14 protein-coding genes are annotated in these 14,320 nt (G+C 32.3%); 12 read left to right on the top strand and 2 right to left on the bottom strand.

Features of this window, described 5'->3' with window-relative positions:
• Positions 1-31: 31 nt before the first annotated feature.
• The 4 genes from QBK95_RS00850 (at position 32) to QBK95_RS00835 (ending at position 5,676) form a co-directional block, all read left to right on the top strand.
• Complete coding sequence (locus QBK95_RS00850; RefSeq protein ID WP_280929549.1) at positions 32-862, top strand: T9SS type A sorting domain-containing protein; 831 nt, start codon at positions 32-34, stop codon at positions 860-862.
• Between the two features lie 815 nt (positions 863-1,677).
• A complete protein-coding gene (locus QBK95_RS00845; RefSeq protein ID WP_280929547.1) occupies positions 1,678-1,827 on the top strand; it encodes a hypothetical protein in 150 nt (49 codons plus the stop codon).
• Between the two features lie 100 nt (positions 1,828-1,927).
• Entirely contained in the window at positions 1,928-2,548 is a 621-nt protein-coding gene (locus tag QBK95_RS00840) for a hypothetical protein (protein ID WP_280929545.1), read from the top strand.
• A gap of 254 nt (positions 2,549-2,802) precedes the next feature.
• Positions 2,803-5,676: a M16 family metallopeptidase gene (locus tag QBK95_RS00835; RefSeq protein ID WP_280929543.1), complete on the top strand. Its 2,874-nt coding sequence runs from the start codon at positions 2,803-2,805 to the stop codon at positions 5,674-5,676.
• Between the two features lie 65 nt (positions 5,677-5,741).
• On the opposite strand, the gene QBK95_RS00830 is transcribed toward QBK95_RS00835, so the two are convergent.
• Together QBK95_RS00830 and QBK95_RS00825 are read right to left on the bottom strand one after the other, a co-directional pair.
• Positions 5,742-6,098 carry a hypothetical protein gene (locus tag QBK95_RS00830; RefSeq protein ID WP_280929541.1) on the bottom strand — a complete coding sequence of 119 codons (357 nt, stop codon included), beginning with the start codon at positions 6,096-6,098 and terminating at the stop codon, positions 5,742-5,744.
• A gap of 23 nt (positions 6,099-6,121) precedes the next feature.
• Positions 6,122-6,682, bottom strand: a complete 561-nt coding sequence (locus QBK95_RS00825) for a toxin-antitoxin system YwqK family antitoxin (protein ID WP_280929539.1) — start codon at positions 6,680-6,682, stop codon at positions 6,122-6,124.
• Positions 6,683-7,128: 446 nt separating this feature from the next.
• Here QBK95_RS00825 and QBK95_RS00820 point away from each other — a divergent pair, with 446 nt between their 5' ends.
• Genes QBK95_RS00820 through vgrG form a run of 8 tightly spaced genes read left to right on the top strand, consistent with a single transcriptional unit; the run spans position 7,129 to position 14,287 of the window.
• Complete coding sequence (locus tag QBK95_RS00820) at positions 7,129-7,725, top strand: Pvc16 family protein (RefSeq protein WP_280929537.1); 597 nt, start codon at positions 7,129-7,131, stop codon at positions 7,723-7,725.
• Positions 7,726-8,739: a hypothetical protein gene (locus QBK95_RS00815; RefSeq protein ID WP_280929535.1), complete on the top strand. Its 1,014-nt coding sequence runs from the start codon at positions 7,726-7,728 to the stop codon at positions 8,737-8,739.
• A 15-nt stretch (positions 8,740-8,754) separates the two neighbouring features.
• Positions 8,755-10,713, top strand: a complete 1,959-nt coding sequence (locus QBK95_RS00810) for a phage tail sheath family protein (protein WP_280929533.1) — start codon at positions 8,755-8,757, stop codon at positions 10,711-10,713.
• 39 nt (positions 10,714-10,752) lie between these two features.
• Entirely contained in the window at positions 10,753-11,199 is a 447-nt protein-coding gene (locus tag QBK95_RS00805) for a phage tail protein (RefSeq protein WP_280929531.1), read from the top strand.
• A complete protein-coding gene (locus tag QBK95_RS00800; RefSeq protein ID WP_280929528.1) occupies positions 11,199-11,642 on the top strand; it encodes a phage tail protein in 444 nt (147 codons plus the stop codon). Before QBK95_RS00805 ends, QBK95_RS00800 begins: the two co-directional genes overlap by 1 nt.
• A 1-nt stretch (position 11,643) precedes the next feature.
• Positions 11,644-11,811: a DUF5908 family protein gene (locus QBK95_RS00795; RefSeq protein ID WP_280929526.1), complete on the top strand. Its 168-nt coding sequence runs from the start codon at positions 11,644-11,646 to the stop codon at positions 11,809-11,811.
• A 2-nt stretch (positions 11,812-11,813) separates the two neighbouring features.
• The gene (locus tag QBK95_RS00790; RefSeq protein ID WP_280929524.1) at positions 11,814-12,539 is read left to right on the top strand and encodes a CIS tube protein; all 726 of its coding nucleotides are present in this window, start codon (positions 11,814-11,816) and stop codon (positions 12,537-12,539) included.
• Between the two features lie 2 nt (positions 12,540-12,541).
• Positions 12,542-14,287, top strand: coding sequence for a type VI secretion system tip protein VgrG (gene vgrG, locus QBK95_RS00785; protein ID WP_280929523.1), 1,746 nt, complete (start codon positions 12,542-12,544; stop codon positions 14,285-14,287).
• Positions 14,288-14,320 lie beyond the last annotated feature (33 nt).

The following is a 14,320-nucleotide window of genomic DNA, read 5'->3' as shown; positions in this document are numbered from 1 at the left end:
TTAGGATTATAAATCTAAAAATTAGTGCACTATGAAAACACATCGATTTTTTCTTCTACTATGTTTAATAATTACAAGTATTACCCATGCCCAAAACGAATTGTTTTCAAAAGGAAATCGGATTAATTTGGTTATTTCTGTTACGGATATTCCCAATGACACTTCTGATAAGTCAATTCAAAAACTAGAAATGGTAATACCTGATTCATTGAAGTTCAATAAAAAAAAAGATATAAGGCTAAGAGTTATTTTAGATTATAAGTCTGTTATTGATACAATAAGGTATTTTAGATTATCCAAAACAGTGTTGCCTACTGCACCTTATGGAGCGTCATTACCTGTTATTATTCCTCCTATAAGAAAAAACGATAGTTTATTGGATTCATTTAATAATTCTGATAATTATCCTTATGTTTTTGAAAATCCACTTCACTTTCATTTAAAAAAACATCGGTTGCATCTTAGTTTAAGAGAATATGATAACATTGAAGATTACCTAAATGATGACTTAGGCATTCGAGGAGTTCTTTATGCCGAAAAAATGGTCAATATTAGTTTTATAAATAGAGAATCGGATAGATTAGTGGCACGTAATTCAGAACAAGAAACGTTTCAGGTATATCCAAATCCTTTTGATAATAAAGTTTTTATTGAAGAGGAGAACAAAGGAATTAATGAAACAACAGTGATCGATATTTATAATATAAATGGTGTGAAAGTATTAGAATACAATTCAGGAAATCAAAATCAAATCAGTCAAAAGCAATATAATTTGGATACATCTCATTTAAAAAAAGGAATATATTATTGCTATATAAGGCAAGGGAACAAATCATATAGTAAAACCATTCTTAAAAAATAGAATATACCTTTTTTTAAAATTAAGAAGCCTCTTGAAAATTTATTTTCAAGAGGCTTCTTTTTATGAATCAATATCGATTTTAATTTTTAAAGAGCTGGAAATAAAAATCAAACCACAAGTCTGCTGTAATCGTGGAAATTTTATCAAATCATATTCGTGTCATAACAAAAACTTACAACTGATTTACTTAAATCAAAGTCACCTGAATATGGAATGGTTACAAGTTTTTTTGAGTAACGGAAATTTAAATCACTTATGTTTTATTTGTTAACTATCTGTTAATGTGACTTTTAAATTGTTTTTTCGAAAATCATAAAGCATTAGAATATTTCACTGTACAAATTTATAAATCTGAAAATCAAGTCTTTGTTTTAAAGAAAAATCGCTTCTAATTTTGAGGAAACGCCTTAAAAGAATATCAAAAAACAATCACGAATAAAATACCTAAACAGACACAAAATGTGAGTGTCTTTAAATGTTCACATAATTACAATTCCGTAAAATTTACAGATATGTTAAAACACATTTTAAACTTGAAAGGGGTTCATCACCTAAAGAAAAACGAAAAGATTTTTATTAAAGGAGGAGTACAGATAGATTGTACATCCGACTCAGATTGTTCATTCAGAAATAGAGTATGTGGCAATAATGGTTATTGCATAACACCACAATGTACATCAAACGCTCAATGTGGTCCTGGATACATATGTACAAATTATAGTTGTATAAGTTGTTAGACACATAAATAATTAATCATAAACGGAGCTACCTGAAAATCCTAAACAGAGTAAGGATAATTTATAATTTAATTTAATATGAAAAACTTAAAAGAATGGAACATCAAGGGAGTAAAGATGTTGTCCAGAAAAGAAACAAAGATGATACAAGGAGGACTAGATGAACTGGTTTGCGATTGGGTTGGAGGTGTGTATATCTGTTTTGATGTTATCGATGTTGATGGATAACATGTAATGATCACCATACAACTATTGGATTTTCTAAGTAGATAATCTATTTACAAAATCTGTAACATAAAATTCATTAACAATATAAATTATACAAATCATGAAAACTCTTTTTTTTAAACTACGTTACCTAATAGTATGTTCTATGGTATTAGGGTTATTAATTACTGTTTCTTGTGAAAAAGAAGAAACTCCTATCGAATCTATAGAATCGGTAGATACTGTCAATGATATTCAAGAAAAACGTTTTTCTACACCAGATGATCCTGATTTTAGACCACCAAGAATTCCTCAACCACCACAGTTTGATGCTGTATGTGTGGTGAGATTAGCATACCTGTCATATTTAAGAAGATGTCCTGAAAATCAAAGTGTGGTCAATGGATGGGTAAGTGTATTACTTACCAGAGGTTTTGATGATCTGGCAGCTGGATTCATTACATCTCATGAAGCTAATGTAAAATGGAATTCACAATATCATAGTTTTTTATCCAGAAACCACCTAACAAGTCACCAAGTTGATAAGCAGGTGTATATAGCATATAGAGGTTTGTTACTACGAGAGCCAGATGTTAACGGAGGAATTGGTTGGACTCATAATCTTCGTCAATTTGGTATTAAATTCGTAGCAAATGGAATTGCTAATTCTCAAGAGTTTGCTAATAGGCTAGCCAATATTGCTACAGAATGTACTAATGCTGCCAATCAATGCACATATTAAGAGAAAAATTGTAAACTTAGATAAAGCTATATAGCGTATAATCAACCATAAGACAATATGTATATAGAGTCTTATGGTTGATTTTTTGATTTTATACAATACTTAAAAAATGATAGCAGATTCGTAAAAAAAAACAAAATAATAGTGTGTTGGTTGATAGTTATATATTCTTTTTAACTTTTATTTAATAATATAATAATATAAATACTCATTTGCTTAAACTATTTTTAGCGCTTAAATCAAAAAGTTAAATCATGAAAACTCTGATATCTAGGACGCTCATTGTAGCAATTTCCTTTTTATTTTTTGCAGTAGTTTCTTGTAAGAAAGAAACAGACACTCCATCAGAAAGCGAAGAAGTAGGTAAATTATCTATCGATTTCGAAAAGTATGAATTAGAAAATGGTCTTCAAGTTGTATTACATCAGGATAAATCGGATCCGATTGTTTCTGTTGCAATTCAATATGGTGTAGGATCTAACCGCGAAAAAACTGGTAGAACTGGATTTGCTCACTTATTTGAGCATATGTTATTTCAGGAGTCAGAAAATGTACCTCAAGATCAATTCTTTAAAAAAATCCAAGATGTAGGAGGAACATTGAATGGAGGAACATGGCAGGATGGAACAATATACTACGAAGTAGTTCCTAAAAATGCAATGGAAACAGTAATGTGGCTAGAGTCTGATAGAATGGGATTTTTGATCAATACTGTGACAGAAAGTGCATTTAAAAATCAACAAGAAGTTGTGCAGAATGAAAAAAGACAGCGTGTAGACAATAACCCTTATGGACATACCAGTTGGGTTATTGACAAGAATATATTTCCAGAAGGTCATCCTTATAACTGGCAAGTAATAGGAGAATTAGTAGACCTTCAGAATGCTACCGTTGAAGATGTAAAGGAATTCTATGATAAGTATTATGGACCTAACAATGCTACTTTAGTATTAGCTGGAGATTTTGAAACAGCCGATGCAAAAGCAATGATAGAAAAATACTTCGGTGAGATAAAAAGACGCCAACCAGTAGAAAAGCTTAAAGTACAAAATGTAACTTTATCTGAGACCAAACGATTTATGCACGAAGATAACTTTGCGACTACAGCGCAACTTAATATGGTTTGGCCTACAGTAGAGCAATATACTAAAGACGCCTATGCATTGGACTTTTTAGGAGAATTATTGGCAGAAGGTAAAAAAGCACCGTTGTATAAGGTTTTGGTAAAGGAAAAAGAACTTACTTCGGATACTAATGCCTGGAATAGTTCTATGGAAATAGCTGGAAAATTTAGAGTTAATGTTACTGCTAATGATGGAAAAAGCCTTGCAGATATCGAAGCTGGAGTTTTTGAAGCATTTAAAAAATTCGAAACAGAAGGTATAACAGATACTGATATTGAGCGTATTAAAGCTGGTCTGGAAACACAGTTTTATAATGGAATTAGTAGTGTATTAGGAAAATCGTTTCAGCTAGCACAGTACAATGTATTTGCTGGTGATCCAGCGTTTATAACAGAAGATATAGAAAATATTAAGGCTGTTACAAAAGAAGATGTGGTTAACGTATACAACAAGTATATAAAAGATAAACCATATGTGATTACTAGCTTTGTTCCTAAAGGAAAAGCTGATCTTGCAGCAAAAGATTCTGAAAAAGCTGCGGTTGTAGAAGAAGAAATAAAGGAGAATGTAGAAACTGCTGTAGCGGACACAAAAGAAGAAATCCAAAAAACACCATCAGCGTTTGATCGTTCTGTTGCTCCTAAACAAGGAGAGTCTCCTAAATTAAATATTCCTCAATCATGGAATACCGCGCTATCTAATGGTATGAAAGTATATGGTATTGAGCAAAATGAACTTCCACTAGTGAATTTCAGTTTAGTGATATCGGGAGGACACTTGTTAGATTCTTTTGATAAAGTTGGTGTAGCAAACCTTATGACGGATATTATGATGGAAGGTACTGCAACTAAAACGCCAGAACAATTAGAAGAAGAAATAGAGTTGCTAGGAGCATCGATTAGAATGTTTACCACAAGAGAAGCAATTATCATTAGTGGTAATACTTTGGTTCGTAATCTAGATAAAACGATGGATTTAGTTGGTGAGATATTATTAGAACCAAGATGGGATGAAGAAGAATTCGGAAGAATAAAAACCAGAACCATCAATGGAATTAAAAGATCTTCGGCAAACCCTAATGCAGTAGCCAGAAATGTATATAATAAAGTACTTTATGGAGATAAGCATATGTTTGCTTACCCAACAAGCGGAACAGTAGAATCTGTAGAATCGATTACTATTGATGACTTAAAACAATTTTATGCAAATAACTTTTCTCCTTCTGTAAGTAAATTTCAGATTGTAGGAGATTTAAATCAGGATATGGCTTTGGCTTCTCTTAAAAATATTGAAAGCAAATGGGCAAGCAAAGAAGTTACAATTCCAGAATATGAGATTGTAAATAATAGAGATAAATCTTCATTATATTTTGTAGATATCCCTAATGCGAAACAATCTGTTATTAATATAGGATATCTTTCTATGGCTAGAACAGATGAAGATTATTTCCCAGCTACAGTTATGAACTATAAATTAGGAGGATCTTTCTCAGGAAATGTAAATTTAATTCTTAGAGAAGAAAAAGGATACACCTATGGAGCCAGAACTAGGTTTGGAGGTAGTAAGATTCCAGGAACATTTACAGCATCTTCAAGTGTTCGTACAAATACGACTTTTGAATCTGTGAAGATCTTTAAAGATGAAATTGAAAAGTACAAATCTGGGATTTCTGAAGAAGATTTAGAATTCACTAAAAACGCATTGATTAAATCAAATGCACGTAGATTTGAAACACAAGGAGCTCTATTGGGAATGTTACAAGAGATAGGTAGATATGATTTGTCACCTGATTATATTGCTAAAGAAGAATCGATTATTCAAGGAATGACCCTAGAACAACATAAAGCATTAGCGAATAAATATCTTGATGAGTCTAAAATGGCATATCTAGTCATTGGTGATGCAGCTACACAATTCGAGCAGTTTAAAAATGCAGGATTTGATGAAGTATTAATGTTAGATAAGGATGCTAAAGAAGTGAAATTATCTGATGTAAAAATGTAATTCTTACATTGTTTTTAATAAAAAAGGAAAGGTGAAAATTCAATTTTCACCTTTCCTTTTTTTATTTACGTTACCAAATTATGGTGCTTCGATTTTATTTTACGAACTAACTTACAAACATATTTTTTAAACTCCATATTTCTGATACCATAACCATCTAAACCAATTAATTCAACATTTTTAGAATCTGTTGGTTTCAGTTGAATATAAAATAATGAATATCCGTCGCGCTTAAACCAAATCGCTTTTTCTTTCCTTAAAATTTCATAAGTACTACACTCATCAGAAAACGGAGATTCTTTTATTAATGAATAATTCTCATAATTAATACATTCATAATGCTTCTCAACCTTAGTCCAATAGTATCGATAGTATATTACAATGATTGTAATTAGAATAATACATAGAACAATAACTATCATGATATTTAGAAATTAAGGATTATTTAATAATTACCTATGGATCGATTCACCGAAAAGAAGTTTACATCCATTAAGTTATTTTTTATAATTGTTTCTTTTGTTTTCTTATCGTCTTCAAAAGTTACGATTTTATCCAATTGACCAGTATCTTTATATAACTTCCATTGACCTTGTCTTTTACCTTCGATAAACATTCCTTCAATTTTGATTTTCTGATTGCTATAAAAGGCTTTCCATACTCCTTGTTCTATACCATTGTTGTAATTTTCGATGAATACTAACCTTCCTTCAGTATCATAGATTCTCCAGTTACCATGAACTTTATCATTTTTAAAAGCACCTTCTTTTTTTAATTTTCCATTAGCATAAAAAAGCTTCCATGATCCATGTAAGGTATTATTAAAGGTTTCTCTAATCTCTTTGATAGCACCATTATCATAATAGTATGTATGAATGTTGTTTTCTTGTATAATAGTATCTACAGTAGGGTTTTGATTTTTTACAAGTATGGTTTCCTGTGAATTCAAATGAATGCAGAAAATTAAATGTAAACCGAACAACGATGTATAGAGTATCTTTTTCATTATAATAGTGCTTAAGATTTGTCTCCACAAAGATTTAATTTTAAAAAGTTCCTTATTACACTTCTTTTAGTGAAAATGACTTCACTGTTTTCAGGGAGTTAACCTTAGGTCAACACTAATAATATCATTTTAGCATAGACGATGTTCTTAAAAAGAGTACAATAAAACAGTAACACTTTAGGGACATTTAACCCTTTATATAAAAGTTATTTTCCTATGTCGAATCCGTGTTTTAGCTATACCAAATTATATAGCTAAAACATAATTTTATATCATCTTAATCAAACATATAATTTCCCATTTATCGATTAAGAATAATCAACCCCAAGTATTAGTAGTATTGCCCCTTTTTCTTTGATTTTTTTGATATCACAACAGCTTTTATATACAGTTTTAATATAAAAGACGTGGTTTTGTAACACAGTTAATTCTATAATTAAAAGAATATGATATTTGAAGTACTACAGATTATTACAGAAGAGATTAATAATTTCTTCGATATAGAAATTGAAGAAAAGCCAGTTTCTTTAGATAATATCGCTTTTATAGAATCAGACGGCAATGACTCTTCAAATAGTAACAATAGCAATAATGTGATCCTATCATTATTGCATACAGAAGAAGAGGTCACACTAAAGAATATCCTCAACCATGATATCGAAGGGACCAAAGTTATTTATAAAAATAATAAAGTTCATTTGAACTTATATACGATGTTCTCTGCAAATAGAAGTGATTATACAGAATCTTTAAAAAGTTTGTCCAAAATCATTGAATTTTTTCAGTCTAAAAGAATTTTTACTCAAAGTAATACAAGTTTTGACAGAGGACTGGATGGAATGGATAAAATAAAGGATTTCAGATTCACAGTAGAACTCTTTAGTCCTTCTTTTGAAGAAATGAATTTTATATGGGGAACTCTTGGAGGTAAGCAATATCCATCTGTGATATATAAAGTAAGCGTTCTTGAAATCGAAAGAGATGTCACCCAATCAGAAGGAAGTTTAATTACAGAAATTAATGGAAGTTTAAATCATAAATAGATGGCATTTAGAACACTATATAAAACACTTTTTGAGATAGATGTGCTTCATTCTTATTTCCTTAATGATGGATCAGTGACATATATATCTATGGATGATGATGATAAAAAAATTCAGCATAAGAAATACAATTTTTTGGATTATATAAATGTAGTTCCTTCCTATGCCACTCAGGTAGCCTTAAAAAACCATAAACTGGTTTTAAGGAAAAACTTGCGCAGCTTTACAGTGTTAGCTAATGTGACTGAAGAAAATGACAAGTTTAGATTGCACAGATTTTTAGAAAACGATCAAAAACTGACCTTTCTGATATATGTCAAAGATTACTTATTTGATAATTATACAGAACTGGCTTCAACTAATGATAATAGGCTGTATTATTTCTCAAATATAAAACCTGCAACAGAATCGGATCCCTATTCTTATATACCATTAAATACTTCGAATGATCTTATTACAGAAGATTTCTTGTTAACAGAAGAAAGTACAAGGCAATTATGGTATGATATGGAACAAGATAATATTAGAGCTGAAATAAGACAAAGATTAGATTTAATTGCAGAATTAAAGGAAGAAGATTTAAATACAGATCAAGGACAACAGATTATAGACCAAACCATCCAAAAAGAACAAGGTAAAGGATTACTTGGAGTAATAGAGCTTCAAATGATTGGAGATAATGCTATGGATGTTATAGAAATCGATACATCAGATGTCAATGATGTCAAAAGTTTTTTATTGGATCCAACTCCAGGCTATAAACTTCATTTTGAAAATCGAAAAACTATATGGAAATATATTAAAAAATCAGATGAAAATGAGCTGGAAACTTTATCAGTAAAACCATTAACACGAAATGGCTTTATAGAAATAGATCCAGACACTGATTTTTCTGGACCATTACCATCAGATATAGATAAATATATTTTTCCTAACCCCACAGCGAATATTATCAAACAAATTACTGACGAAAACACAAATATAACAACAACATATTCTGAAATTTTTATTTAAAAAACAATTAAAATTATGGCAACTACGTACAAAACACCAGGGGTCTATATCGAGGAGATTGTAAAATTTCCTCCTTCGGTAGCCCAAGTAGAAACAGCGATTCCAGCATTTATTGGATACACGCAAAAAGCAAGGGAAAAAGAAGAAGATCTTACTGAGACGCTCAATATGGATCCGAAAAGGATTACATCCATGTTAGAGTACGAAGTGCATTTCGGTTTTCCTGAAAAAGAAACAGATTTAGGTATTACCATCACAGAAACTGATGGAGAAAAATCCATAAAAGTTACAGCACCTGAAAAAGCAAATAGATCACAGTTCTTGATGTATTATTCTATGCAAATGTATTTTGCAAATGGAGGAGGACCTTGTTATGTGGTTTCTGTAAATACGTATGCAGATGCTATAGCTAATAACTCTGCAACTCCAGTTCAATTTAATGATCTTACAGATGGACTAGCAACGTTGGAAAAAGAGGATGAACCAACATTATTATTGTTTCCAGATGCAACTTCATTAGCAAATGAAGCAGATTTCTATAACCTGTACAACAATGCATTAACTCAGTGTAAGAAGATGCAGGATAGGTTCAGTATTATAGATACATATACAGATGATGAAGATGTAGAGATGAATGACCCAGAAGGAGTTAGAAATCTTATTAGTTCTGATATTGATGAAAAAAAATATGGAGCCGTATATTTTCCATATCTAAAGACCATTTTAGATTATCATTATGATGAAGATGCGCTCGAGATTGTTCATAACACGGATCAACCACAGCTTTTATCAAATACCAATGACTTATTAGGAAATGTTGCTGATGCACAAGCCGCAATGGCTGGTTTAGTAACTGCACTTACAACAGCAGACACTGCGTTACAAGCAATGACTGCAGGTGATGCATTAACAAATAAATCATCAGTAACAGACGAATTACAACCTGTTGTAGATTCATTGGCAGCAATTGTTAGTGATACTAATAGTATTGTTGGATATGCTAATACAGCTGCAGCAAATTCTAACGAAGATGCAGTAGTATCTGCAGCAGCTACTGCAGCAGCAGATGCTTTAGAAGCAATTGTTGAAGATGGATCAACCATTGCTACTCTGATTGATACATTAAATGGGCATATTACCACAATTACAGATGCAGCAAACGGAACTACTGTTAAAACAGAATCCGCAAATGCTGTATTAGCTCTTGCTACGGTAGATGCTACAATACAGGCGGTAGAAGATTTAATCACACCTCCAGTTGTTACAGCAATAACTAATGCACAATCTGTAGATCCTGATAGTGGAAATCTAGATGGTTTTGTATTAAGTGCGATTAAGGATGTTGATAGTGCAACATATAACAATATAAAAACAGCTATAAATAATTTACCGTTAGAATTACCACCATCTTCTGCTATGGCTGGAGTATATGCAAGAGTTGATAGCGATCGAGGCGTATGGAAAGCACCTGCAAATGTATCGGTGAAATATACAGTAAAACCAAGTCAGAAAATCACTAATGATATTCAGGATCGACTTAATGTGGATACCATAGCAGGTAAATCAATTAATGCTATTAGAACCTTTACAGGAAAAGGAACGTTGGTTTGGGGAGCAAGAACATTAGCAGGTAATGATAAAGAGTGGAGATATGTGCCTGTTAGAAGATTCTTTAATATGGCCGAAGAGTCCATTAAGAAAGCAACAGAACAATTTGTTTTCGAACCTAATGATATGAATACTTGGGTACGGGTAAAAGCAATGATCAATAATTTTTTAACGCTACAGTGGAGAGCAGGAGCTCTTGCAGGACCAACGCCAGATAAAGCATTTTATGTAAATGTTGGTTTAGGTGAAACCATGACTGCCAACGATATATTGGACGGAAATATGATCATCGAAATCGGAATGGCAGTGGTAAGACCAGCAGAGTTTATCATACTTAGATTCTCTCATAAAATGCAAGAAGCTTAATAACTAAATAATATCATAAAAAACTAAAACATAGAAATCATGGCAGAATATCCATTACCAAAGTTCCATTTTAAAGTTACCATTGGAGGAGATACCGAATTAAATTGTACCGAAGTCTCAGGATTAGACTTTGAAACCGAGGTAATCGAATACAGAGGTGGAGCAGACAATGATTATTTTAAGAAAAAACAACCAGGAATGACCAAGTTCGCAAACATCTCTATTAAGAGAGGAACTTTTGTGTCAACAAAAGGGCAGTTTTACGATATGTGGAAGAAAAATGTATTCTTTCAAGAAGGAGAAGAGCAGTTTAGAAGTGATCTTACAATTAGCTTGCTTGATGAAAAACATGAACCAGTTGTTACTTGGGAAGCTGCAGATGCGTGGTTGCTTAAGATTCAATCAACAGATCTAAAAGCTGATGGAAACGAGATAGCAATAGAGTCAGCAGAATTCGTAATTAACAGTCTTAAACTTGCTTCATAATGGCTACCTATTATCCACCCGTTGGTTTTCACTTTAGTGTCGAGTTTACTGGTTTATCAACTGGTGATAAAGATCATCAATTTCAATCCGTTTCTGGATTGACAGTTGATATCGAAACCGAAGAGATTACAGAAGGTGGAGAAAATAGATTCAAGCATAAAATTCCTGTAAGGACTAAGTATCCTAATCTTGTTTTAAAGAGAGGTTTACTGGTCGATTCCGAAGTAGTGGATTGGTGTAAAAAAGCAGTAGAAAACTTTGATTTTGAGCCAATTGACCTGATTGTCAAATTACTCAATGAAAAACACGAACCACTACTATCTTGGAATATCGTACACGCATATCCAATTAAATGGTCCATTGCAGATTTTAATGCAGAAGAAAGTAAGGTAGTTATAGAAACAATTGAACTAGTATACAACTATTATAATACCATCACATAATATGGGGGCAATAGAGATTAAAGAACTACACATCAAAATTAATGTGGATAATGAAAGCAAAAAATCTGGAGCCAATGATTCTAAAAAATCTTCTGGCAATAAAGATATGATTATTGCAGAGTGTGTAGAACAAGTCATGGAAATTATTGCCAAGCAAACTGAAAGATAGTTATGAGCACTGGAGAATTAACAAAACTTAAAATTAAAGCGTATAGTGATCCTCAATTTAGTAATGAGGTAGCTGATGGAGAATTTACCACTTTGGTAAACCCAGAAAAGTACACCTTTAAGTATAAGATCGAACAAAATGAAGATCAAGCTTCTGGTACGAGTGATTTATCACCTAGATTCAATAAAAAACTTCCAGAAGATCTGGAGCTAGAGTTTCTTTTTGATAGAACAGGAGTTATTATTCATTACGGCAGTAATCCAGATGAAAGCTCAGATGATACAGTTTTTAAAGATAAAGGAGAAGGTATTATAGACGATATAGAAAAGTTTAAAAAAGTCATTCTGGATTATAATGGTGATGAGCATAAGCCTAATTATGTAATGATCTATTGGGGAACCTTATTATTTAAAGGAAGCCTTACAGAGATGAGTGTAGAATTTAAACTTTTTAAATCGGATGGTACTCCAATAAGAGCTGTAGCAAAAGCAAAGTTTCAGGGGTTTGTAGAAGATGATCTACGTGTAGCAAAAGAAAATAATCAATCTCCAGATTTAACACATATTCGCCTTGTGAAAGAAGGAGATACATTACCGCTAATGTCTCATCGTATTTATGGAGATTCTAAGTATTATCTGGAGGTAGCTAAAGTAAATGAGCTCACTTCGTTTAGAAAACTCGAAGTAGGAAAAGAAATCTTTTTTCCTCCTATCGAAAAAATATCTTAATCATGGCAGAAGGAAGTGTAATACAAACCTCGAAAAGTGCAGATTTAATTACTCATAAACTTCTCGTGGGTGGACAGGAATTGTCTAAGAAGTATCAAGTTAAGACGATTGCTATAGAAAAAGAGGTAAATAGAATTCCTACGGCAAAGATTATTTTAATGGATGGAGAACCTGCAAAACAGGATTTCGAATTAAGTAACCAGGAATTATTAATTCCTGGAGCAGAGATCCAAATAACAGCAGGATATCACTCTGATGAGGAAACTGTATTTAAAGGTATAGTGATCAAACACAATATCAAAATAAGAACCAATGGCTCTTACCTGATTTTAGAATGCAAGGATGAAACCGTAAAGCTTACCATAGGTAGAAAAAGTAAATATTTCTACGAAAATAAGGATAGTGGAATTATAGAAGAGATTATTGGAGATTATGGAATTGATAATGAAGTAGAAGCAACCAACTATGAGCATAAAGAATTGGTGCAATATAATATTTCTGATTGGGATTTTATTGTGAGCAGAGCACAGGCTAATGGTAAATTATGCTTTGTGGATGATGGAAAATTGAGTATTAAGAAACCTGACTTTAGTACAACAGAAATAGAAACTGTAACCTTTGGAGCCACTCTTCTGGATTTAGACGCAGAAATTGATGCTAGGCACCAGATTGATAAAGTAACATCATATAGTTGGAATTATGCAGATCAAGAGATTGTAGAGATCGAAGCAGCAGATCCTGCTGTTTCACTAAATGGAAATTTAGAATCATCTGATCTTTCTTCTGTGATTGCTTTAGAAAACTTAGAATTAAGACATGGAGGAGCGCTCTCTACTTCAGAAATGCAGGATTGGAGTGATGCTAAGTTAATGTTTCAACAATTATCTAAAATCAGAGGTAGAGTAAAGTTTCAAGGAATACCAGCTGTAAAACCTGGAACAATTATAAAACTTCAAGGTGTTGGAGATCGCTTTAATGGAAAAGTATATATCACTGCAATAAGCCATCATATTTCAGAAGGAAATTGGACTGTAGATGCGCAGTTCGGAATTAACCCGAAGTGGTTCTCTGAAACCTATGATATCAATCCGATGCCAGCATCAGGTTTATTATCAGGTGTATGTGGACTTCAGGTTGGTGTAGTAAGTCAGTTAGAAGAAGATCCAGATGGCGAAAATAGAATATTGGTTCAATTGCCAATAGTTAATAATGAAGAACAAGGTATTTGGTGTCGTATTGCATCATTAGATGCAGGAGAAAATAGAGGAGCTTTCTTCCTTCCCGAAATATCTGATGAGGTGATTGTAGGTTTTATTAACGATGATCCTAATGACCCAATAGTGTTAGGGATGTTACACAGTAGTGCTAAACCAGCTCCACTCACTGCCAGTGATGATAATCATGAAAAAGGTTTTGTGACCAGAAGTGAAATGAAAGTACTGTTTGATGATGATAAAAAATCAATTAGCATAGAAACACCTGCAGGAAAGAAAATAGTGTTGGATGAAGATGCTGGCTCTATAGTCGTAGAAGATGATAATTCTAATGTAATTACAATCGATAGTGCTGGAGTAGCTATAGAAAGTGCCAGTGATATTAATCTGACTGCATCTGGGGATGTTAATATAGAAGGAACCAATGTGAATATTACTGCCAATGCACAGTTTAAAGCAGAAGGATCTGCAGGAGTCGAAATGTCTTCTAGTGCCACGGCAACTCTAAAAGGTTCTTTAGTACAGATTAATTAAAAAGTTTAAATGAACATATAATAATCAAATAAT

This window comes from Aquimarina mycalae (assembly GCF_029906345.1).
GTDB lineage: Bacteria > Bacteroidota > Bacteroidia > Flavobacteriales > Flavobacteriaceae > Aquimarina.
The sequence above is the reverse complement of the archived record's forward strand: the minus strand, read 5'-3'. Positions and strand labels throughout refer to the sequence as shown.

What these genes read in the sequence shown, in the direction of transcription:
- QBK95_RS00850 (WP_280929549.1), top strand. Translation starts at nt 32, where the DNA reads ATGAAAACACATCGATTTTTTCTTCTACTATGTTTAATAATTACAAGT.
- QBK95_RS00845 (WP_280929547.1), top strand. Translation starts at nt 1,678, where the DNA reads ATGAAAAACTTAAAAGAATGGAACATCAAGGGAGTAAAGATGTTGTCC.
- QBK95_RS00840 (WP_280929545.1), top strand. Translation starts at nt 1,928, where the DNA reads ATGAAAACTCTTTTTTTTAAACTACGTTACCTAATAGTATGTTCTATG.
- QBK95_RS00835 (WP_280929543.1), top strand. Translation starts at nt 2,803, where the DNA reads ATGAAAACTCTGATATCTAGGACGCTCATTGTAGCAATTTCCTTTTTA.
- QBK95_RS00830 (WP_280929541.1), bottom strand. Translation starts at nt 6,098, where the DNA reads ATGATAGTTATTGTTCTATGTATTATTCTAATTACAATCATTGTAATA.
- QBK95_RS00825 (WP_280929539.1), bottom strand. Translation starts at nt 6,682, where the DNA reads ATGAAAAAGATACTCTATACATCGTTGTTCGGTTTACATTTAATTTTC.
- QBK95_RS00820 (WP_280929537.1), top strand. Translation starts at nt 7,129, where the DNA reads ATGATATTTGAAGTACTACAGATTATTACAGAAGAGATTAATAATTTC.
- QBK95_RS00815 (WP_280929535.1), top strand. Translation starts at nt 7,726, where the DNA reads ATGGCATTTAGAACACTATATAAAACACTTTTTGAGATAGATGTGCTT.
- QBK95_RS00810 (WP_280929533.1), top strand. Translation starts at nt 8,755, where the DNA reads ATGGCAACTACGTACAAAACACCAGGGGTCTATATCGAGGAGATTGTA.
- QBK95_RS00805 (WP_280929531.1), top strand. Translation starts at nt 10,753, where the DNA reads ATGGCAGAATATCCATTACCAAAGTTCCATTTTAAAGTTACCATTGGA.
- QBK95_RS00800 (WP_280929528.1), top strand. Translation starts at nt 11,199, where the DNA reads ATGGCTACCTATTATCCACCCGTTGGTTTTCACTTTAGTGTCGAGTTT.
- QBK95_RS00795 (WP_280929526.1), top strand. Translation starts at nt 11,644, where the DNA reads ATGGGGGCAATAGAGATTAAAGAACTACACATCAAAATTAATGTGGAT.
- QBK95_RS00790 (WP_280929524.1), top strand. Translation starts at nt 11,814, where the DNA reads ATGAGCACTGGAGAATTAACAAAACTTAAAATTAAAGCGTATAGTGAT.
- vgrG (WP_280929523.1), top strand. Translation starts at nt 12,542, where the DNA reads ATGGCAGAAGGAAGTGTAATACAAACCTCGAAAAGTGCAGATTTAATT.